Raw genomic sequence first — 21,083 nt, 5'->3', positions numbered from 1 at the left:
AAATGACGGTGCGTCGGCGTAAAGGCTCGTGGGTCATCGATATCGTCATCTGGCGGAACGGGCGGCGCAACCGCATCCGCAAGACCGTGGGCGAGGTGAGCAAGTCGGAGGCGCTCGCCCTGGAGCGGCAGGAGCGCAGTCGCCTCGAGGTCTCCCTGAAGCTCACCGTGGCGGTACCGAAGTTCGAGGAGTTCGCCAAGGAGTTCGTGGAGACCTACGCCGTCACCAACAACAAGCCCTCGGAGGTCGAGACCAAGAAGACGATCATCGACAAGCACCTGGTCCCCTTCTTCGGCGAGTTCCGCCTCGACGCCATCGGGCCGCAGCAGTTCGAGAAGTTCAAGGCGAAGCAGGTCTCGGCGGGGCTCGCGCCGAAGACGATCAACAACCAGCTCACCGTCCTGCATCGGGTCTTCACCGTCGCGAAGGAGTGGGGGCGGCTCGCTACGGTCCCCTCGATGCGCTGGCTCCCGACCCCGCTGCCCGAGTTCGACTTCCTCACCTTCGACGAGGCCGCACGGCTGCTCGACGGGGCGGAGCGGGAGTGGCGCCCGATGATGCTCCTCGCCCTGCGGACCGGGCTGCGGCACGGCGAACTCCTCGCGCTCCGCTGGGACGACGTCGACCTGGTGACCGGTCGGCTGAACGTGCGCCGGGCGGTCGCGCGCGGGATCGTGGGCACGCCGAAGAGCGGCAAGGGTCGGGAGCTGCCCCTGTCGCCCGAGACCGTCGCGGTGCTCAAGGAGCTGCCCTCCAAGTTCGCGGGCGGCCTGGTCTTCGCGGCCCGTGGCGGGCGCATGCTCAGCCGAGGCGAGTGCAGGCGTCCGCTCTGGCGGGCGTGCCACCGGGCGGGGCTGCGGCGGATCGGCTGGCACGTGCTCCGTCACACCTTCGCCAGCCACCTGGCGATGAAGGGGGTTGCGGTCAAGGCGATCCAGGAACTCCTCGGCCACAGCAGCATGGAAATGACGCTTCGGTACAGTCACCTTTCACCGGACATCCGGCGCGATGCCGTGACGCTGCTCGACACGCCGGTGACGATGATCAAGGAGCGCATGGTGTCGTGAGGCTCAGGAGGGGGGAGCTCGTCTGGGCGGTGCGGGAGCTCAAGCGGATCCTCGATGGCGTCCTCGCCGCCTTCGCGGCCGTGCTCGCGGTCCAGCGGATGGTCGGGTGGCGGAGGGCGCTGGAGGAGAGGCCGCCTGTGGACCTCGAGGCCGAGAGGGAAGCGCTCGCCGCCTGCCTCGTGGCGAACGAGCTCGATCCGCTCCTGAGGCCCGAGGACTTCGGCGAGCCGCTACATCGATCGCTCGCCGCTGCCCTGGTGACCGGGGCCGTGACCGACGACCTGATGCACGCCGAGGTGGTCGGCTACCTGCGAGGCCTGCTGCGCGACCACGACCGTGAGGCGGACGCGACGGGCGCCGTCTTACGGGTGGCGGCGCTGGCTCGGCAGAGGCGCGCCCTAGCCGCCGTGGAGCGGGCGCAGCGGGAGCTGGCGTCGCCCGAGGGGAGCCACCGGGATGCGGCGGATGCGCTGCGAAGTTCTCTCGTGCTCCTGGCCGGCGGAGCAAGCGAGTCTGGTGCTGAGATGGGTGTGCTCCGAGGAGCCTATTCGTTCCGGCGGCGCACACCATGACGTGCCTGCCAGATACATGACACGACCGTCATACTATTTCGGGAGACTTCTCCGAGGCCTCGCGAACGTTTCTCGAAAACGCTGTGGCTCTCGATACATGACACCGCTTTCATGATTTCGCGCCTCCGGGCGCGGTCTCGAGGATCTGTGTTGCCCACCGACGGCCGCATGAAGCTTTGGCACGTCGAGTGAAAAATTTGTCGGGCGGAGGTGGAGCGATGGACAGCACGGTTATGGAACACAGCAAGGTGTTCGCGATCCTCGAGGAGCTCGCCGAGGCGGGTGGCCGTATTCAGGACGTCGCTTTCAACAAGTACGGCGTGCTCTTCGCGCGCGAGCAGAGCGGCCCGAATCGTGGGCAGTGGAAGCGTCACGGCGTGGTTCACGTCGAGAAGGCCCGCGTCTGGGTGCGCGAGTACTTCCTCGTCTGCTGACCGGCCCGCCGCGTCCTGAACCCCGGTGTCCCGCGGAGCGCGCGGGCCGGGGCTCAAGGCGTCAGAGGCACTGGTACGTAGCCTGAAGGTTTTCAGGCGGAGGTTCTGGTAATGGCGATTCAGCATATGGGCAAGTTCACCGCTGTTGGCATGCGCGCGCTCATCGATGACCCGAACGCGCTGGTGATCAACACCTGCGGCAGGAACGACACGAACGAAATTGGCACCTTCCGCAACTGGGTCTGGAGCAACCCTACGAACCGAACGATTCTTCACAACTACGAGGATGTCACGGCGGTCTCCGTCGAGTGCCTCTGGCAGGGAACCAAGATCTTCGCGCCTGGCGACCGGCCGGACGAGGCGACGCTCGCAGGGGATTGGCGGCGCGGCAAGGCGAGGAGGCCGATCGGCGCGTGGGCCGGCGAAGGGAGGCCGCTGATCACCAACCCGGGCGACGCCAGGCGAGCGATCTACATCCCGGCCTTCAAGCGGCTGGTCGACTGGTGGATGAACCAAGAGCAGGTCCGGCGATGGGTCGAGGACGCGAAGGCGTGGGACGGCCCGGTCTACCTGAGGGATCACGACACGGGCAGAGGCATCGACCGCAACGGCCCGATGTCGCACGCGTGGGTATTGGCCACGTACCTCAACACGGGCGACTGGCCGTAGTAGGCAGCGGCGCTTGGGTGCAGCCCCGGTGTCCCGCGGAGCGCGCGGGCCCGGGGCTCAAGGCGTCAGAGGCACTGGCACGTAGCGTGAAGGTTTCAGCGCAGGAGGACGACATGGACAAGATGACTCTCACCGGGCCGCAGCAGATCGTTTACGAGTTCGTCGCCAAGCACGGCGCCGTCGAGATGGCGCAGCTCAAGAGCCGTGGGCTCGATGTCCGGGCTGCGAACAACCTCGTCAAGAACGGCATCCTGACGCTGACGAACAACGTCTACCGGATCAAGGCGAGGAAGAAGACCGCGAAGGAGGAGGAGAGCCCGACGAGCGCCGTCGTCGAAGGCGCGCCGGCCACCGAGGCGCCCGAGGTCGCGCCGGTCTCCCAGCCGCAGGAGGTCGTCCCGGTCACCGAGGCGCCCGAGGTCGTGCCGGCCATCGAGGCCGCGAACGACGTCGAGAAGCCCCAGGAGAGGGCCACGGAGGGCAGCGAGGCCCAGGTGGGCGAGAGGGCCCCGGAGACGGCCGTCGAGGGCCAGGAGAAGGCCTCCGCGGAGCTCGTGGAGGGCAGCGAGGCCGGGCAGCCGGCGGCAGGCAGCAAGAAGGCGCCGAAGGCCAAGGCCGCGAAGGCCCCCAAGGCGCCCAAGGCCAAGAAGGCGGTCACCAACGCGACCGGCCGCTGCCTCTGTGGCTGCGGTGCCGAGCTCGCCCCGAAGCGCCGCTTCGCCCTGGGCCACGACGCGAAGCTCCACTCGGTCGTGCTGAAGGTCGCCCGCGGGCAGGCGGGCAGGGGCGCGCTCCCCGAGGCCTGCGTCGACAAGTTCAGCCCGACGATGAACTACCTCCGCGGAGCGCCCTGGATGACCGACGCGATCCGCGAGGCGATCGGCCTCTGACGACCTCGGCCGCGGCTTCGAGCCCCGGTGTCCCGCGGAGCGCGCGGGCCCGGGGATAGCGGCGTCGGAGGTTCACCAATGAGAACGCCATTCGGTCAAGCGCTCATGAAGGCACGTTCCGCGGCTGGTCTCTCGCAGGACGAGCTCGGCGAGCTGATGGAGGTTCGGCAGAGCACCGTCTGCCAGTGGGAGTCCGGGGTCATGAACCCGATCGCGTCCCACTACACGCAGTTGCTCGATCTGTTCCCCGCCCTGAAGTTCGCTCCCCGCCCTGACTCGCGGGACCAGGAGAAGCCGGGACCCGCATCGGCGCCGAAGTCGGCGAGGAAGCCGAGGATCCGGCCGAAGCAGGCGCGCGTGGTGCCGATCCGGGAAGCCCCCTGCGACTGCGCGGAGCTCGGCCTCTCGTGCGGCCTGTGCCGCCCCCTGCTGGCGAGGGCGGTGTGACCATGGCGCACGACACAAACGGAGCGGCAGGGAAGCCGGCGATCGACGACGAGATCACGAAGGAGCTGATTTACTCCTACGCCCGCGGGCAGGCCCTCGAGGACGGCGTGCTCATTGACGTGAGCGCCACGGCTCGCCAGCTCGGCGTGAAGATCCCCGTCGCCGTGACGAGCGCCGTCTGGGGGCGCTACGTGAAGCTGACGCCGGCAGCGATCCGCGCGGGCAACGGCGAGGAAGGCCGTCTCTGGGACATCCTCTGGATGTTCAGGTGGGCCGCCCTCCGAGCGAAGGACAAGAGCGAGCTCCTCTTCCAGCTCTACATGGTGACCGACTGCATCACGCCTTCCCTCGTGGAGCTCAAGGCGCTGTGCGGGCCCGGCGACGAGTGCGAGCCCGTCATCACGATCATGCTTCCCGACGAGGATTGATCTGGGAGCCCTGCGCGCTGCCGAGGGTACGGCCGGTGGCGCGCAGGGCGGAGCAAGGGGAGAGCGGCGGGACCTACGCGTCCACGTTGTCGCCGGTCGGGACCTGGAGCGTAGCCAGCATGTCGGTCAGCGCTTCCTGGTAGCTCGCGAAGCCGGTCACCGGGTCACCTGGCTCCAAGTAGTCGTCCCAGCTCCAGCCTTTCTCGTCGTCCTTGTAGACTGCCCCGAGTGGCCCCTGGCGCTTGCCGTCTTCCCCCCTGAACTCCACGGCCAGGACCAGACCCGTCATCTTGACATCACCCATGGCGGAACCTCCAGCCGGCGAATTTCGCAAGCTGGATACCGTCAGGAGAGCTGCCGTCCGACACCGGCTCTTGGCCATGGTGCTGAATTGAGGATCTGACAGCGGTGTCATGATGTGCTGCGGAGTCACAATATCCGCGAGGGCCGCCGTTCATCACCACCGTGGCTTCGCGGGCGCAGAAAACGGCTGCGCAGCATTGGCGTGAGTTGTGCCTCCGTGATCGTGGCTGTTAGAAGGCCAAATGAAGTGCAGCCCGCGGCGACTGCAATCGCCCGGGCTGCGTGGCCGAACCCCGAGTCACCGAGGTCCGACAAATGAACCGTGTATCTCGAGCCCCGAGTTGGGGCCAAGGAATCGATCCGTCCATCGCTCGCCCCTGGTCGCCTGCCGATCCAGGCAGCTCCTCGAGGCCCGCCGGCCCGGCCGAGCGCGGGAGGGCCGGGTGAGCAAGCCGCGGAAGGGGGCGAAGAGCCCGCCCGCCGCGTCGACAACACCGCCGACCGAGGTGAGGCCTGAGGTGATCCTCGCCCAGAGCAAGCTGCTGCGCGCGGTCCTGGCGAACTGCGGCGTGCCCGTGCGCGACCGCGACGACGTGCTCCAGGAGTGCATCATCGGCGCCGTCGTCGCCGTCCGCGAGGGCCGCTACCGGCCGGCGCCCTGGCTCGACCCGACGTACGCGCTCCAGCGCTGGCTGGTCGGCATCGCCTTCCATCAGGCCTCGAAGTACTACGAGAAAGCCTACCGTCGCCGAGAGGTCGCCGTCCCCGATCCGCTCGCCCACGTCGCCCGCCGCGACCGGGTGCCGTCGCCCCATGGGGAGGTCGAAGCGCGCGCCCTCCTCGAACTGCTCTGGCTCGTCGAGCCCCGGGAGCGCCGGGTGCTGCTCCTGGTCGGGGAGGGGGAGCAGGTGTCGGAGGTCGCCCGGAGCCTGGGGCTGCCGGTTGGGACGGCGTTCTCACGGCTACGTCGTGGGCGTCGCCGCCTTGCCGCCGTGCTTAAGCGGCGGCGTCGCTCGCGCTAGCCCGTCCCCGGGCTGCAACAAACGATTCCCAAAACATCGGTCGATGAGAATTTCTCCCGCCAAAAACGAATGAGTTCGCGATAGACGTTATAGACATACGTTCTACAGAGAAACACGTACGTTACCCCCATGTTGTTATCCTGATAAAGCCATCACTTCCCGCAAAAATCTCGAAATGATTCAGCGGTATGCGTCTTGACGAGTCAGGTTTTTCGGGGGACTTTGGAAGCCGAAAGGAGAATCCGTATGTCTATGCAACAGCGACGGAAAAAACAGGATACAAAAAGGAACGCGCCCAAAACCCCCGGTGCTTTGGCCGGCAAGGGGGCTGGGCGCGTCGAAGGAATGGCACCGAAGCACCAATCCTCAACGATTACCGTAGTGAGCGCGGCTCCAAGACGCAACCGTCATCTGCTGGCGGGCGCCCTGACCCTGCTGATGACCATCGGGCACTGGGCGTTCGTTATCCAGTGCAGTGGCGGGCAGGCCCCGTCGACGACATCCGCAGCACGGTAATTTGAGACACATCCGCCTGGCGGGTCCGGCGCACCGGAACGGTTGGGCCCGCCAGGCACGCCCCAACACACTCGCACCCGTTCGCCTTATGTCGCTGGTGGGGTTCGGCGTCACAGCCTCGGCCGCGTGGTCGGCCCCGCCGGCCTGCTGCCTGCCGTGGAGCTCCGTCTCTGCGAGGCGATCCGAGCCTCTGCCCCATACGCGTTCGGTAGAGCCCATCCTGACACCGAGCCGGCCAGGGATATAATCTGCCCCCGTCAGGGGGGCGTCCGGCCACCGTGCTCCCGGCAAGCCGCTCCTGGCTCGTTCCGCTGTAGGCGTATGTACTTCCCGAGGTCCTGCCTGCCGCAGGCACGCCAGGCAAGGCATCACGCCTCCCCGATCTCGACCGCCCGCCACCACGACCCGGCCCGCCAGGTCGCGGCGAACAGCCCGCAGCCGTCGTACGCGAGCTCCAGCACGAGGCCGGGGGCCACAGGCAGGAAGAGGGTTTCGTCCTCCTCCGCGAGAACAGCTTCAGCGATGGCGTCGAGCTCGTCAGGGTCGATCATGCCCGAGGTATCGACAGGCCGAGGGAACGGGTTGCGTAGCGTCGGGCGGGGGGCAGGCTTCCGTCGCCGAGTCGTTGGGCAACGTTACCGATTTGCCGTTCCCTCACAGTAGGGCGTGACCTTAGAAAGGTACGTCCGCGGACTCGAACTCAAACGCTCCAACATATCGATACACTCTCTTTAGAGCCTCCGCGGTCCCCTTCTTAACTGACTCGTCGGAGTTTAGAAACTCAATGTCATCATCGTCTGTCTCGTCGAGCGCTATATAGAGGTTACCTTTGTGTGAGCGAATCCACGGAATAGTAACATCTTTCGCCTTTCCTTTGACGGTATGCAGCGCATGCCAAATAGACCAATTGATTTGTTTCTGAAACTTCTCCAGCAGTACTCGATATCGCATGTCGTATCCATCTTCGAATATATTTTCATAGAACTGATCGTGTGCTTCGGCGAAGATTGCGCAGTTGGCATCGTGCAATTTTTTGTAATCATCAATAAGTGCTGGGAATTTTCCGGCCGTGAGGAATTGGATGCGAGAGAACGTCTGTCGCTTGTTGATGATGTATCTTGCGACGTAAACCTCGTCGGTGACCGATGTGGCGGTAGCGTTTGCGGATGGGTCATCAAAGTCTAGTCGCACCATATCGCTATCAACAACGTTCAGAAGATTGAACTGATAGATGGCGGGCTCTTTGCGTCGTTTTGGTAGTGCATCTAGCTCGTAGGCTTGGGCCTTCATCAGTGAGGTGATAGCAGAAAAAATAGCCTTATCATTGTGAGGCTTACCGCTGTCTCGGTTCATCTCTTGAAATGCAAAAATGTCTCTGGATGGAGTGTCGAGGACGGTGCGAACGCCAAGCTGCCGTGCGCGCAGATAGTATCTGTGCGACCAAGTGGATCGTGATATCATATGCGACAGCGGACTGTCGTTGGACCATGCGTGAAGCGGCTCAAAATCCGTGTTTGGATCGGGTGAATTGATTGGGCGCGAGAGGAGTATCCAGGCGTTTGTTTCGCTCTTCTTGCAGCTTATAATAAGGGTGGTGTATACAGCGATATTGTAGATATCGCTAACCCTATATGCAATTAGATCGATCTCGCGAACGGTTTCCTCTAGATCGTCGATGTAGTACTTGTTTGCGATTACGGACCAGCCGGCGCTTCGAAGATGCGTTGCTATCTTGTGTTCGAGAGGGAACCCTGTTGTTTGAATCTGTGTTGCGAATTTCTTGAGGTCCATAAAACACCGTTCTCTGCGAGGCCATCCGAGATGTCGTCCCGTGTCAAGACGGGGCTGCTCGGCAGGGGGGTCGCCGTCACGGTGTGGGGGCCGGCAGGGCAGGGATCCCGCCAGCCGCCTGCCTTCCACATCCGCAGCGCCCGCTCATCCGGCTCCGGGCTGCGCGAGCACGCCAGCTCGGCCCCGGGATCCGCCCCGCCGGCCTGGTGCCCGCCGCGGAGCTCCGACGCTGCGAGGCCATCCCTCTGCGAGGCCATCCGAGCCTCTGCCCCCGGCAGGGGGAACCCGGCCGCATGCTCCCGGCGAGCGGCCCTCGGTGTTCCGTTGTGGACGAAAGCGAGTCCCACGGTCGTACCTGCCGCAGGCGCTCGAGGTACGCGAGTTCCGCACGGGACCGGGCGCGACGCGCGAGCGGAGAGCTACGACGGGCTCAGTGGGCGCGGCGTCGACACTCGCCTAACGGAGGCCCTTTGCCCACATCAATTGGAAGCTAATGGTAAAGTTACCTTGAACGACGAAGCCCCCGCGAGGAGCACAGGGTATTGTGTTTAGAGGAATGTGGGATATGGTGGCCTGCCGCTGGCGTGTGCTAAGCGGTTCTCCGAGCCATCGCCTTCGTAGAATCCTCGTTATGATCTCGACTACCAAATCGTCCAATGATTCGACGCGGGAGCGAATGTCGCAGGCGATCTCGACTTCAGTTGCGGAGCAGCCTTCGTGCATTAATAAGTTTCGTATTCTGTTCGGTGACCAAATAGATGGATCAGTGTCGAACATTTGATGGATTCTGGGGTCGTCGGGCCCTATGATCGCTCTGAGGGCTGCTTCGCATCGGCGACGAATCCCTTTTACGGCATCAAAGTAGGCGTGTTGGACCGCTTCCAGTGGGTTGGCCTGGAATTCGGCGTCGATGATCTTTTTTGCAAGTTCGGCCTTAAATTTGTTTCGCTGGCGCTTTGAGAGTAGACGCATTGGATCGTCAATGGGTAGCTCGAGCTCTGCGGCGTAGTCGTATGCGGCAGCCAGAAGGCTTTCGAAGGCCTGCCAGAGCGCAAGCAGCTTATCGGTGGGACGAATTTGTGCCTGTGCATGTTGCCGCCAGTGTAGAGACCGTATTGTTGCAGTTTGAAGCACGGTGGGAAGTTCGCGTAGCCGCGCCGAGATCCGATCTATTGATTCGTAGTCGCTGTCTTCGACTATCCACATGGGTGGACGCCCGCCGACGCATTCGACGTACTTGATGAACATCTGAGTTGAGCTGTCGAAGACGTGGCTCCACAGGGAAATGGTCTCGTCGAGGTCGGATATGCCTTTTGTGATGACTTCGGGCGAGCTGTCGCTGAGCGGCATCCATCCGTCATAGAGCGACACGTCGGGGGGCGTGGAGAATGGTGGTTGCGGACACGGTACGATTATTATTCCGTGTGGAAGCCTTCGGAATGAAGCTTTGTCGCTTGTGTTGGAAATTAAGACGAACTCAATGCCTGTGCAGCCGGTGAATTCGCTATATAGGTAGATGGCCTTCGTTTGAGGCGACGGCAGCCGACGGGCGGCGTCCTCGGTGCGAAAGAACTCGTCTTCGTTGCAGGTTGCGATGATCGGCTTCCACTCGCGCCAGGCATTGAATCGAGGAACCCTCGGTAAAGTCTCGTCTTGCATGTCGATGCTCAATATGGGTAGCGCCTTCTTTGTTGGTATACGAGCAAAGACCGAACAGCCCCTCTGTGCCCACCGGATACGAGTATTGGTTGGACGCCCGTGGATGTGGACTGTGGCCGCTGCACGCAGGCGTTCAGAAGCATTTCTCTGCTCCTCGCCGCTGCCCCAGCTACCCTCATGGCTACCCCGATCCGCAAGGCCAGCGGAAGTACCGTCCCGTGTCAAGACGGCGTGCCTCCGGCAGGGAGCCCGCAGCAGGGCGGAGAGGGGCGGGCCGGACGGGCAGGAGCCCACCTCGGCCTACACCTCCAGGCACCCGTGTCCGCTCGCTCGTACCCGGGCTGCACCAGTACGCAGACGTGGACCCGGGGTCAGCCCCGCCGGCCTGGTGCCCGCCGTGGAACTCCGTACCCTGGCGTCACCTGCCGCGCCCGCTTCCGGTGGTCCCGCTCACGCCGGACCCGCCCCAAATCCAGCGTCGTCGAAATTTATCAGGTCACACGCAGGGCACACAAAAGAAAAAAGACACGGCTCTCGCCGTGTCTTCGTGGTGGAGGCGCCGGGAATCGAACCCGGGTCCGCAAGGCATCCAGTCTACCTTCGTTCACGTGCGTAGTCGCCATGCGCCGGCGACGGCGTTCGTAGATTCGGCTACGACCTATCCCTCACTGAATCTCGACCGCGTTATCGAGGGCGTCCTCACGCGGTCCAGCCCTGTGGTTGACACCCTTGGAGTACTAGGACGACCTTCTCCTCAGATGGCTTAGCGGTTCTTAGGCCGCGACAGCGTATGCGTTGTCGTTCGCACTTGTAACGTCCCGCTTGATAGGCGGAGCAGGAGCCGCCAGCACGCAGACAGACCTTCAGTCCCCACGTCGAAGCCGATCGCCCCCTCGTGGTTCGTTCAGACGGACCAAACATTGCTAGGAACTGCGCCGCCGTCAACCCCTTCGCGCCAGATCGCTCCGCCGCTGGCGGCGTCGGTGCCGGTTCTCCCGCTCGTTCGCCTCCGCGGCCGGGCGCGTCCGGCCTGCTTCGCGCGTTCGTCCTGCCCGTCCAGCTCGTTTCCCTCGTTCCTGCGGGCTCTTCCGCGCGCCGCTGCGCCCGCTCCCGCGCCTCCCCGCGGACCCCCGGCCCGCCGCTCCGCCTCCCCCGCGGCGCGCTCTCCCCACGCGGCGCGCTCCCGCTGCTCCCCCCGCCTCCACCTCCTCGGCCGCCCGCCGCCCTCGCCCGCCTGCCCGCCGCTCTCGACGGCCCCCTCCGGCTCGGCTAAGAACCCCGCGAAAGAAAAGGAGACGCGCAAGTCATGTCGAGGATGGTCCAGTGCGTGAAGCTCGGCCGGGAGGCGGAGGGGCTGGAGAAGCCGCCGCTCAAGGGCGAGGTGGGCAAGCGGATTTACGACAACGTCTCGAAGGAGGCGTGGAAGATGTGGCTCGAGCACTCGAAGATGCTGATCAACGAGTACCGCCTCGACCTCATCTCCGAGGCTGGCCAGCGGATCTGGATGACCGAGCTCGACAAGTACTTCTTCAGCGGCGGGGGCGAGGCCGCGGCGCCTCCGCCCGACTACGTGGCGCCCAAGGACAAGCAGGAGTAGCCGTCCCGGCACCGCCGTCCCGGCACCGCCGTCCCGGCACCGCCGTCCCGGCATCGTCCTCACGCTACCCCCCTCGCGCCACCGCTCTGACCGCCACCGCCCTCACGGCAGCGCCCCCGGCGTCGGCAGCGCCCCGCCGCTGCGCACGTACTCGATCAGCGCCGCGCCCATCTGCTTGTCGACCTTCTCGCACTTCGCGCTGACCGCCCCCATCGTCGCTCCCTTGCACTCTTTCCTCCGCTCCGCGATGAGCGGCCCCACCTTCTCGTCCGCCTGGAACGCGTCGCGCGTCTTCTGGTCGAGGCTCTTCCACGGGATCGGCGCGAACTTCGGCTTCGGCGGCACGTGCAGCCGGACCTCCTCGGTCATCAGCGACGCGCACGTCCCGTCCCACCGCAGCACGTCGTAGCCCCCCCCGGCGCCGCTCACGACCATGCCCCCCGTGTCGGCCACGCGGCGATAGAGGATCAGCACCTCCTCGTCGAAGAGCAGCTTGTCGTTCGAGCTCGACCCGCCCGACGCGTTCCACGCCTCGGTGTCGCGCGTGAGGTACCCGCGCGTGAACGGCGACCCCTTGGCGAACAGGCTGAGCGCCACGTCCGGATAGAACCCGCTGCAGAGCCGCTTCACGAACGCCGGCGGCGGCAAACACACGTTGTCCTTCTGCTCGCACGTCGTCGGGATCTGCCTCGACGCCTCCGCCGCCGCGTCGTCCTCCTTCTTCCCGTCCTTGCCGCCCCCGTCCTCCGCCGCGTCGCCGCCGGACTTCTCCGCCGGCGCCGCCGCCTCGGCCTCCGCAGGATCCGGCTCCGCCGGAGGCGGCGTCGCGCCGCCGCAAGCGACGACGAAACCCATCACAACAAGCGCAAAAGTGCTCTGGAAAGTGCTCTGGACAGACCGCATGGCCCATGAACCTACCGGAGCCGGCCCGCCCCTCCGCATGGAAAAGCAACGCAGGCCCGCGACGCAATGCGCCAGCATGGCGTCCAATGTGCGTGGCGCATTGCAGGAAGCCGGCGCCACGTTTTCAACGCAATGCGCCAACGGGCTGGACAGGTTCAGTTTTCCGACAGCACTTGACACAAGGCTTCCTTCAGCGGAGTCTGCGCTGATTCCGGCAGGAGGTGGTCATGCTGGATCTTGCTTCGTCAGCAATCTCGTCCTCGTGCATTGGCGGTTCGCGTAAGTGCAAGTCTCACACGGACGCTCGCTCGAGGCGAAGACGGGTGTCCGCTGGCCTCGGAGGGTGTGCGATACTCGCCTCCTTGTCTCTCCTCGCCGGCTGCGGCGCCGCGGAGGAGCAGTTCGATCCGTGGGGCACCGGCGACGTGATCACGGGCGCCGGGGGTGGCTCGGGCTCGGGCGTCTGGACGGGCGGCCCGGACGGCGAGGACGGTCCGGGTGGTGGCGGCGGCGGCTGGCCGTCAGGGAAGCTCGGCCCGCCGTATCCCATCGTGCTCGCCCACGGCTTCTTCGGGTTCGAGGACTTCGCGGGCGCGGGATACGTCAGCTATTTCTACAACCTCAAACAGACGCTCGCCGAGGGCGGTGAGGCGGTCTACACCCCCTCCGTCGATCCGTTCAACAGCTCGGCCTACCGCGGCGCCCAGCTCCTCGCGCGCATCGAGCAGATCCTCGCCGTGACAGGGCACGAGAAGGTCAACATCATCGCCCACTCGCAGGGCGGCCTCGACGCCCGCGTCGTCGCGCACGAGCGGCCCGATCTCGTCGCCTCGGTGGTCACCGTCGCGACGCCTCACCTCGGTTCGAAGGTCGCCGACATCGCGCTCCAGCTCGTCGCCCACGAGCGCCTGCAGGACGTGCTCGACGATCTCCTCAACGCCATCGGGGCGCCGCTCTACGACCAGATTGGCAACGAGACGAGCGTCTTCGCGTCGCTCGAGCAGTTCTCGACGCCGGGCATCGCGGAGTTCAACGCGAGGTACACCGACGCGCCCGGGGTGTTCTACGCCTCCTTCGGCGGCCGGACGGACCGCGCGATCGGCGGCAGCGATTGCCTGGCGCTCGACCCCGCGCCCTTCGTCGCGCAGTTCGACGAGGGCCTCGACCCGGTGCACCCGCTGCTCTCGCTCACGGAGACCATCCTCGACGGCGGCTTCGGCGAGTCGATCCCGAACGACGGCCTTGTGCGCGCGCGCGACGCGCGGTGGGGTAACTTCTGGGGCTGTCTGCCGGCCGACCATTTCGACGAGATTGGCCAGCTCTTCGGCCAGAGCCCGGGGGAGGGGAACACCTGGCTCTATATCGACTTCTACCGCGCCGTGATCGAGCGGCTCCGGCAAGAAGGCCTCTGACCCCCGCTGACCTCGGCTGACCCCCGCTGACCCGCCGCCGCGGCGCCGTCGAACCCCGCCGGCCGCCGCCGCCCGACCCGCCGCGGCGCCTGCGATCCCCGGCGCGCGCCGCCGTCGAAAACCGCCCCGAACGGCGCCTCGTCCAGTACCATCGCCCGCCGATGCTCAAGGCGCTGCTCACCGGCTCGCTCCCGCTGCTCGCCCTGCTCAGCGCGGGCTGCAGCGCCGACGTGCGCCGGTTCCCCCTGCGCGATCCGATCTGGCGCGACGCCGACCTGAACCCCGTCTCGCTGCCCTGCCGGCCCGACCCCGAGGCGCCCAGGGACGACCCGCAGCACCGCCTCTGCACGCCCGAGGAGTACGAGTCCTCGTTCGCGTGGGACGCCGCCGACAACCTCGTGTTCCGGCCGGTGACGCGGTTCTTCGCCGTCGATCCGGGCGGCGAGGCGGTCAATGTCAACAGCGTCGACGAGGTGCCGGACTCGAGCTGGTTCACGAACCGGATCGGCAAGAAGCCGATGTCCGTCGAGGAGCTCGTGCGCGGGCCGTGCGGCGACAAGACGCTGGACGACGACGCCCCCGACGGCTCCTGGGTCATCGACATGGGCAAGCCGAACGGCGCGAACCCCGGCTTCCGGGTCAAGGTCGAGGGGGTCGGCAAGTTCATGCTCAAGGCCGACCCCGCGGACCAGCCCGAGCGCGCCACCGGCGCGACCGCGATCGCGGCGCGCTTCTACCACGCGGCCGGCTACTGGGCGCCCTGCGACTCGGTGGTCTACCTGAAGCCCTCTGTCCTGAAGCTCTCGCCCGGGCTCACCGTGACCGACAACAGCGGTGTCAGCAGGCCCTTCGACCAGGCGGCGCTCGACGGCGTGCTCGCCAAGGCCGCGAAGCGGGGCGACCGGGTGCGCATGGTCGCCTCGCGCTGGCTGCCGGGCCGCGCCCTCGGCCCGTTCCGGTACGAGGGGACCCGCAAGGACGACCCGAACGACGTCATCCCGCACGAGGACCGGCGCGACCTGCGCGGCGGGCGCCTGCTCGCCGCGTGGCTCAACCACTTCGACTCGCGCGAGCAGAACTCGATGGATGTCTGGCTCTCCGAGGACGGGGAGGACAAGGACGCCTCGCCGGGCCACGTGCGCCACTACTACATCGATCTCGGCGACTGCTTCGGCAGCGAGTGGGAGTGGGAGGAGATCTCGAAGCGCCTCGGGCACGCGTACTACTTCGACACCGAGTACGTGCTGCTCGACTTCATCACGCTCGGCATCCCCGAGCGGCCGTGGGACCGGGCGAGGCACGACCCGCAGGGCGACATCTTCGGCTTCTTCAGCGACCGCGACTTCCGGCCGGAGCACTGGCGCGGCGGCTACCCGAACCCGGCGTTCGGGCGGATGACCGAGCTCGACGGCGCCTGGGCCGCCCGGACGCTCGCGCGCTTCACGCCGGAGCTCATCGAGGCGGCGGTGCGGACCGGCGACTTCACCGCGCCGCGGCACACCGCGTTTCTCATCGACAAGCTCATTCGCCGCAAGCACGCGATCATGGCGCGGTACCTCACGCGCCTGTCGCCCGTCGCCGACGTCACCCTCGCCTCACCGGCGGAGCTGTGCGGCGTCGACCTCGCCCGCCGCACCGGCGTCGCGCGCCCGCAGGACCTCCGCTACGAGGCGGCGGTGTACGCCGGCGAGTCCCTCTCCCTGCGCGCGCGGCCCGCCGTGCGCCCGTCGCCGGACGGCCGCGTGTGCCTCTCGCTCCCGCACATCGCGGCCGACGGCGGCGCGCCCGACGACGCGCCCTCGCGCTACGCGATCGTCGACGTCCTCAACGGCCAGGCGCCCGGCCCGCTGCGCGCCCACCTCTACGATCTCGGCCCGCGCCGCGGCTACAAGCTCGTCGGCATCGAGCGCCCCGACGAGGCCGACCCGCCCGGGTGAGCCCTCTTGCCGCGCGCCTCGCCGTCGATGTCTGCAGCGATCTCTCCGCGACGGCAGGGGAGGGAGAGAGAAAAAACCACAGAGGCACAGAGGGCACAGAGGGAAGAGAAAGAGATTTTATCATCTCTTCTGCTCTCCTCCGTCCGTGAAGGCGCAAGGCGAGCAGAGAGAAAGAAGCTCCATCTCTCCTCTCCCCGCGGGAGCGCACGCAGCACGCGGAGACCGAGATAATCATCTCTCTTTCTCCCCTCTGTGCCCTCTGTGCCTCTGTGGTTCATTCTCTCTTCATGAACCCAGCGGAACCCGGTCCGCGGCACCCCCGGGCGCCTTCTCCGCGAGCGCTCCCCCTCAGAACCCGCGGCTGGCGCCGGCCATGAGGCGCAGCTCCTGGAAGCCGGCCCCCTGCTCGAAGGTCTCGGTCCCCGAGCCGATCAGCAGGTCGAACGAGTGGTCGCGCGCGCTGTTCGTGCGCAGGCCGAACGTGAACGACATGCGGAGCAGGTCGAGCTCGAAGTCGCGGAGGTGCTCGCTGAACACGTTGCCCGCGGCGACCTGCACCGAGCCGTCGACGAACGCCCAGATCGGGTAGCGGTACTCGAGCGTGGCCGCGGCCGCGCTCCTGCCGTGGAGGCGCCCCTCGCGGAAACCCCGCATCGGCGCGTCGCCGCCGAGCACCGCGAGCTCGGTGAAGGGGACCTCCGCGACGCCGAGCGGGTCGGCGAAGGCCGCGGAGACCGTGACGCTCACGACTCGGTCGTGCCCGGTGAGGTCGACGGACCCGCCCAGCGAGCCGCCGTAGCGGATCCACCGGCTCTGCAGCGGTCGCTCCAGGTCGGCGGCGTGCTCCCCGAACAGCTCCAGCCGGACGCCGTTGGCCCGGGCCGGGCGCGGCCGCCGCGAGTCGAGGGCGGCCTGGGCGCCGATCCGGTAGGCCGTGTAGCCCGTGTCGAACGCAGGGGGCAGCGGATAGCGGCCGTTCGCGACGCGCCAGCCGACCGTCGGGTCCTCGCAGCAGACGTCGTCGAACTCGACCGTCTTCGCGCCGGTGTACGCCTCGACGGAGCTGAACGCGTCGAAATCGGCGTGGAGCGTCACGCTGCCCTGGAAGCTCTGGGCGCTGTAGCGGGCCCAGTCGCGCTCCGACGACCTCGGCCCGATCCCCGCGAACAGCCAGTCGGGCCGGGTGTCCGTCTCGCCGCGGAGCTTCACGTACGCGCGCGCGTCGAGCGGGATGCGGTCGGCGACCGTGAGCCTCAGCCAGTCGATGCCGCCGGTCGCCGCGTGGACGCGGAACTCGTTGCCGGGGAAGAACAGGTCGTCGTAGAAGAAATAGACGCCGATGCTCGCGCGAAGGTCGAACTCGAGGAACGCCGTCGGGACGATGCCGATGCTGTCGTTCGGCCCGAAGGTGAAGATGTCCTTCAGCTCCTCGATCCACTCGCCCTTCTCCGCCGCGACGGTGAGGTAGCCGAGCGGCCGCCGGACCAGGTACTCGCTGACGAGGTAGGCGGGGAAGAGCACGACGCGCGGCACCCAGAGCAGCACATCGCCTGCGCTGGTCCCCTCGTCCGCGCGACCATCGTAGTCCGGCGCGGGGCGCTTCGCGCTCGGCGCCTGCGGCGCGGCCGCACCGCGCCGCGCCGCCGCCGCACCGGGAGCCGCCGGCGATGCCCCCTGGGCCCGCGGCGTCGGCGCGGCGGCAAGCGCTGGCGCGGGCACCCGCGGATCGGCGACCCCCGCCTGCGGCGCGGCGACCCCCGCCTGCGGCGCAGCGGCGCCCGCCTGCGGCGCGGCGGCCCCCACCTGCGGTGCCTCGTCCCCCGCCTGCGGCAGGGCCAGCGCATCGGCGCACACGGACAGCAGCGCACAGCTCGCGAGCGCGGCCGCGCGCCGCCGCCGCACCGTGCCGAGCGCGCGCGTCCATCCCTTCTCTCTGGTGCCCAATCCGCCTCGCCTCTCGCCCGCGAACCCGTCGCGGCGCGGCAGCATAGCGGAGTTCCCGACCCGGACGACGTTTGTCTGTCGCCACCCGCGCGCGTGTCGAGGCCCTGTACGGCGCTTCACAAGCCCTGCGCCGTGAGGGAGGTTGCCGGCCGGGAGCAGGCTCGATAGCCTGCCGCGCTCGGGCATCGGTCCTGTTCCGGTGCCGCCTGATCGGCGGTCTTCCCGGGATGGAGCGGCGCGTGGCGAGCACTGGCGAGAGCGAGACACAATCCCGGGGAGGGCTTCACCGGCTCCTGTCGATCTTCGCCGAGGTGAAGCCGCGCGAGGTGTTCAGCGTCCTCGTCCTGACGCTCAACGTCTTCCTCCTGCTCACCGGCTATTACCTCCTCAAGGTGGTGCGCGAGCCGCTGATCCTGGCTGGCGGCGGGCTCGAGATCGGCGGCCAGAAGCTCGACCTCGACGGCCCCGAGGTGAAGGCCTACGCGGCCGCCGGTCAGGCGCTGCTCCTCGTCGGCGTGGTCCGCGCCTATGGCGCCATGGCCAGGCGCTTCGGGCGCATGCAGCTCACCACCGCGCTCACGCTCTTCTTCGCCGGGAACCTCGTCCTCTTCTACTTCCTCGCGCGGCTCGGCGTCCCCCTCGGGGTGCCCTTCTATCTGTGGGTGGGCTGCTTCAACCTCACCGTGATCGCGCAGTTCTGGTCGTTCGCCAACGACGTCTACGACCCCGAGCAGGGCAAGCGGCTCTTCGCGATCGTCGGTATCGGCAGCTCGCTCGGCGCCATGCTCGGCGCGCAGATCGCGAAGCGCATCTACGTGCCAATCGGCCCCTACAACATGATGCTGGTCGCGGCGGGCGTGCTGCTCGTCTGCCTGTGGCTCACCTACCTCGTCCACCGCGACGACCTCGCGCGCCCCGGCGGCGCCGCGGCCAAGGCCGACGCCCCGCCCGGCGGCGCCTCGGGCGGCTTCAAGATCATCGCGCGCGACCGCTATCTCCTGCTCATCGCCGGCCTGACGCTCGTCCTCAACTGGGTGAACTCGACCGGCGAGTACATCCTCGATCGCACCCTGATCGAGTCCGCCACGAGCGCGCTCGCTCCAGGCGACGCGCCGCGCGACGGAGCGCAGCCGCGCGACGGCGCGCCCGGCGCGTCGGAGCCGGCCTCCCCCGGCGCGGACCCGTCCGCCCCGCTCGCGGCGGGCGCGCCCGTCTACCTCGTCGACCCGCAGGCGTCGCGCCTCCTCGAGGGGAAGATCACCGCCGTCAAGGGCAGCGCCTTCGACGTCGAGGCGGGCGGCAAGGTCGTCGAGGGCGCCGAGAAGGGCCTCGTCCACCCGCACACCGAGGAGGGGAAAAAGAAGGCGCTCGGCGCGGTCATCGGGACGTTCAAGGGAGATTTCTTCTACTGGGTGAACACCCTCGGCGTCCTCGTGCAGCTCTTCCTGGTCTCCCGCATCTTCAAGTACCTCGGCGTGCGGTTCGCGCTGTTCATCCTGCCGACCATCGCCCTCCTCGGCTACGCGTCCCTCGCCGTCCTGCCGGCGCTCGCCGTCGTGCGCGTCGCGAAGATCGCGGAGAACAGCGCCGATTACTCGATCCAGAACACCGCGCGGCAGGCGCTCTTCCTGCCGGTCGGCCGCGACGCCAAGTACAGCGCCAAGGCGGCCATCGACACCTTCGTCGTCCGCGCGGGCGACGTGCTCGCCGCCATCGGGGTGATCGTCGGTCACCTGCTCGCGCTCTCCACGCGCCACTTTGCGATCATCAACATCGCGCTCGCGCTCGCGTGGCTCGCCGTCGTGGCCGGCATCGCCCGGGAGCACCGGCGGCGCACCGCGGACGAGGCGGAGACCCCGGAGGACGCGAAGGCCGCGTGAGCCTCAGGGCCGGGGCGCGCTCGCCTTCCAGCCCTCGTAGGCCTCCATCAGGGCGAGGTACAGCCAGCGGCCGATCACCTCGGCCCCCGCGCCCGACGGGTGCGCGAGATCCGCGCCGCCGAGCCCGCGCTGCACCCAGATCCCCATCGAGCCGGAGCCGCCCATCGCGCCGAACGTGTCGAAGTAGCCGCAGCCGACCTGCGCGGCCACCCGGCGCTGGATCGCCGCGAGCTTCGGGATCACCGGGCGGCTGCGGTAGACCTCGCCCTTCTTGTCGGCGCGGTCCATCGGGCCGACGAGCAGGCACGACGACCCGGGCAGCGCCGCCCGAACCTGGTCGAGCACCGCCTTCATCGTCGACTCGACCTGATCGAGCGGGAACAGCTCGCCGTCCTCGCTCTCGTTCATGCCGTACTGGAACACCGTCAGCGACGGGCTCCGCGCGCGGAGCTGCTCGGCGAAATGGGCGTCGTCGCTCTTGTCGAGGAAGCGGATGCGGCAGCCCTGGATGCCGATCGCGTCGAGCACCACCCCCGGCGTGTCCCGCTCCATCCACACGCCGAACGCGCGCACCCCCGGGCCGTGCGCGCGCACCTCGAGCGCGTGCGGGCCGTCGGGGACCTCGTAGGTCGCGATCGCCGAGGCGGCCTGGTCGGCCCGCGTGTCGATCATCTCGCGGGTCTCGCCGTCGATCTTGACCTCCATCCGCCCGCCCTCGGGGTGCTTCAGGTAGTCGACGGCGAACCGCGACACAGCGCGCCCGTAGGTCCCCGTCTCCGCGGTCGCGAAGCGCGAGAACACCCCCGCGCCCTGCGAGCGGAACGACACCCCGCCGAGCCCGTAGAGCCCGTCCTTCGCGAACGGGCCCACCACGCGGCTCACCTGCCAGCCCGGGCCGGCGAAGCGGACCACGTCGTTGTGGAAATATCCCGGCCAGGCGTTGGCCATCAGCATGAAGCCGTGGCCCGCGTCGCCGAACCGCTTCTGCAGCTTGCGCCGCAGCGTCGCCGTCACAAAGTCGCTCGCCACGATCGAGTCGCCGAAGTAGGTGATGCGCGCGATCGACCCCGGCGTCTTGTGCTCCACCGCGGCGAGCGCGCGGAAGAACGGCGTCATCGCCTCGCCGCTCGGGTCCTCGATCGGGCGCGGCGGCTTGCCCTCCAAGGCGACCGCGGCGGGCATCAGCTCGACGGCCGCGGCCGGGAGCGCGACCTCCTCGGGCTGGCGCAGCTCGGCCTGCTCGGTGGTCTCCATCGCGAGCGTCGTCTCCCCGATCGACGCCGACGGCGCCGGCGCCGGCACCACGACGAGCCCCTTGCCCTCGGGCAGCGGCGTGAGCAGCCGCAGCCGCCACAGGCCCGGGTGCGCGTAGGGCACCAGCACGAGCAGCGCGAGCGTCGCCAGCGCCAGGGCCGCGGGCGAGGCGAGCCCGTTCCGCGGCGGCGAGGTCGCCGGCGCGCGCGCGTCGTCCGCGTCGCGGTCAGAGGGGTCGTGAGCCGGACGATCGTGGGCGGGCGCCTCGTGGACGCTCGCGTCAGGAGCGGGCAGCTCGGGTGCGCTGGTGCTGCGGGAGGATGTCATCGACGCGCGGACAGGACGGAGGAGAGAAACG

Annotated in this window: 19 protein-coding genes and 1 other RNA gene; 12 read left to right on the top strand and 8 right to left on the bottom strand. The window is 67.8% G+C overall.

The features are described 5' to 3' along the window. Positions 1–2: 2 nt before the first annotated feature. The 7 genes from WME96_RS33415 (at position 3) to WME96_RS33385 (ending at position 4,507) form a co-directional block, all read left to right on the top strand. Positions 3–1,067: a tyrosine-type recombinase/integrase gene (locus WME96_RS33415; protein WP_437285633.1), complete on the top strand. Its 1,065-nt coding sequence runs from the start codon at positions 3–5 to the stop codon at positions 1,065–1,067. Beyond that, positions 1,064–1,639 carry a hypothetical protein gene (locus tag WME96_RS33410; RefSeq protein ID WP_437285632.1) on the top strand — a complete coding sequence of 192 codons (576 nt, stop codon included), beginning with the start codon at positions 1,064–1,066 and terminating at the stop codon, positions 1,637–1,639. Before WME96_RS33415 ends, WME96_RS33410 begins: the two co-directional genes overlap by 4 nt. 218 nt (positions 1,640–1,857) lie before the next feature. Beyond that, positions 1,858–2,073 carry a hypothetical protein gene (locus tag WME96_RS33405; protein WP_437285631.1) on the top strand — a complete coding sequence of 72 codons (216 nt, stop codon included), beginning with the start codon at positions 1,858–1,860 and terminating at the stop codon, positions 2,071–2,073. A gap of 111 nt (positions 2,074–2,184) precedes the next feature. Further along, positions 2,185–2,742 (top strand): DUF6939 family protein, encoded by a 558-nt coding sequence (locus WME96_RS33400; RefSeq protein ID WP_437285630.1) that lies wholly within the window; start codon positions 2,185–2,187, stop codon positions 2,740–2,742. A gap of 113 nt (positions 2,743–2,855) precedes the next feature. Then, complete coding sequence (locus WME96_RS33395; RefSeq protein WP_437285629.1) at positions 2,856–3,632, top strand: hypothetical protein; 777 nt, start codon at positions 2,856–2,858, stop codon at positions 3,630–3,632. A gap of 105 nt (positions 3,633–3,737) precedes the next feature. Further along, positions 3,738–4,079: a helix-turn-helix domain-containing protein gene (locus WME96_RS33390; protein WP_437285628.1), complete on the top strand. Its 342-nt coding sequence runs from the start codon at positions 3,738–3,740 to the stop codon at positions 4,077–4,079. Between the two features lie 2 nt (positions 4,080–4,081). Further along, entirely contained in the window at positions 4,082–4,507 is a 426-nt protein-coding gene (locus tag WME96_RS33385) for a DUF6573 family protein (RefSeq protein ID WP_437285627.1), read from the top strand. Positions 4,508–4,580: 73 nt separating this feature from the next. Here WME96_RS33385 and WME96_RS33380 read toward each other — a convergent pair whose 3' ends face one another. Further along, positions 4,581–4,811, bottom strand: coding sequence for a hypothetical protein (locus WME96_RS33380; protein ID WP_437285626.1), 231 nt, complete (start codon positions 4,809–4,811; stop codon positions 4,581–4,583). A 442-nt stretch (positions 4,812–5,253) separates the two neighbouring features. Here WME96_RS33380 and WME96_RS33375 point away from each other — a divergent pair, with 442 nt between their 5' ends. Continuing rightward, positions 5,254–5,832: a sigma factor-like helix-turn-helix DNA-binding protein gene (locus tag WME96_RS33375; protein WP_437285625.1), complete on the top strand. Its 579-nt coding sequence runs from the start codon at positions 5,254–5,256 to the stop codon at positions 5,830–5,832. 884 nt (positions 5,833–6,716) lie between these two features. Here WME96_RS33375 and WME96_RS33370 read toward each other — a convergent pair. The 4 genes from WME96_RS33370 to ssrA form a co-directional block, all read right to left on the bottom strand. Next, entirely contained in the window at positions 6,717–6,899 is a 183-nt protein-coding gene (locus tag WME96_RS33370) for a hypothetical protein (protein ID WP_437285624.1), read from the bottom strand. Positions 6,900–7,020: 121 nt separating this feature from the next. Further along, entirely contained in the window at positions 7,021–8,139 is a 1,119-nt protein-coding gene (locus WME96_RS33365; protein ID WP_437285623.1) for a hypothetical protein, read from the bottom strand. A 456-nt stretch (positions 8,140–8,595) separates the two neighbouring features. After that, positions 8,596–9,798 (bottom strand): hypothetical protein, encoded by a 1,203-nt coding sequence (locus WME96_RS33360; RefSeq protein WP_437285622.1) that lies wholly within the window; start codon positions 9,796–9,798, stop codon positions 8,596–8,598. Positions 9,799–10,346: 548 nt separating this feature from the next. Continuing rightward, positions 10,347–10,691: a transfer-messenger RNA gene (gene ssrA, locus WME96_RS33355) on the bottom strand. A gap of 413 nt (positions 10,692–11,104) precedes the next feature. Between ssrA and WME96_RS33350 the strand changes: the two genes are divergently transcribed. Then, positions 11,105–11,395, top strand: a complete 291-nt coding sequence (locus tag WME96_RS33350) for an oxidative damage protection protein (RefSeq protein WP_433928461.1) — start codon at positions 11,105–11,107, stop codon at positions 11,393–11,395. Between the two features lie 102 nt (positions 11,396–11,497). Here the strand turns inward: WME96_RS33350 and WME96_RS33345 are convergent, their stop codons facing one another. Beyond that, positions 11,498–12,250 carry a hypothetical protein gene (locus tag WME96_RS33345; RefSeq protein WP_437285621.1) on the bottom strand — a complete coding sequence of 251 codons (753 nt, stop codon included), beginning with the start codon at positions 12,248–12,250 and terminating at the stop codon, positions 11,498–11,500. 410 nt (positions 12,251–12,660) lie between these two features. Between WME96_RS33345 and WME96_RS33340 the strand changes: the two genes are divergently transcribed. Both WME96_RS33340 and WME96_RS33335 read left to right on the top strand, forming a co-directional pair. Continuing rightward, the gene (locus WME96_RS33340; protein ID WP_437285620.1) at positions 12,661–13,710 is read left to right on the top strand and encodes an esterase/lipase family protein; all 1,050 of its coding nucleotides are present in this window, start codon (positions 12,661–12,663) and stop codon (positions 13,708–13,710) included. Positions 13,711–13,871: 161 nt separating this feature from the next. Beyond that, positions 13,872–15,647: a hypothetical protein gene (locus tag WME96_RS33335; protein ID WP_437285619.1), complete on the top strand. Its 1,776-nt coding sequence runs from the start codon at positions 13,872–13,874 to the stop codon at positions 15,645–15,647. Between the two features lie 348 nt (positions 15,648–15,995). Here WME96_RS33335 and WME96_RS33330 read toward each other — a convergent pair whose 3' ends face one another. Further along, a complete protein-coding gene (locus WME96_RS33330; RefSeq protein ID WP_437285618.1) occupies positions 15,996–17,591 on the bottom strand; it encodes a BamA/TamA family outer membrane protein in 1,596 nt (531 codons plus the stop codon). 239 nt (positions 17,592–17,830) lie between these two features. On the opposite strand from WME96_RS33330, the gene WME96_RS33325 reads away from it, so the two are divergent. Next, entirely contained in the window at positions 17,831–19,471 is a 1,641-nt protein-coding gene (locus tag WME96_RS33325; RefSeq protein WP_437285617.1) for an NTP/NDP exchange transporter, read from the top strand. A 3-nt stretch (positions 19,472–19,474) separates the two neighbouring features. Here the strand turns inward: WME96_RS33325 and WME96_RS33320 are convergent, their stop codons facing one another. Then, the gene (locus WME96_RS33320; protein ID WP_437285616.1) at positions 19,475–21,052 is read right to left on the bottom strand and encodes a GDSL-type esterase/lipase family protein; all 1,578 of its coding nucleotides are present in this window, start codon (positions 21,050–21,052) and stop codon (positions 19,475–19,477) included. Positions 21,053–21,083: the final 31 nt, after the last annotated feature.

It is taken from the genome of Sorangium sp. So ce406 (genome assembly GCF_051474675.1).
Taxonomy (GTDB): Bacteria; Myxococcota_A; Polyangia; order Polyangiales; family Polyangiaceae; genus Sorangium; species Sorangium cellulosum_G.
Note: the sequence above shows the minus strand (reverse complement) of the source record. Positions and strands in the feature narration are given on the sequence as shown.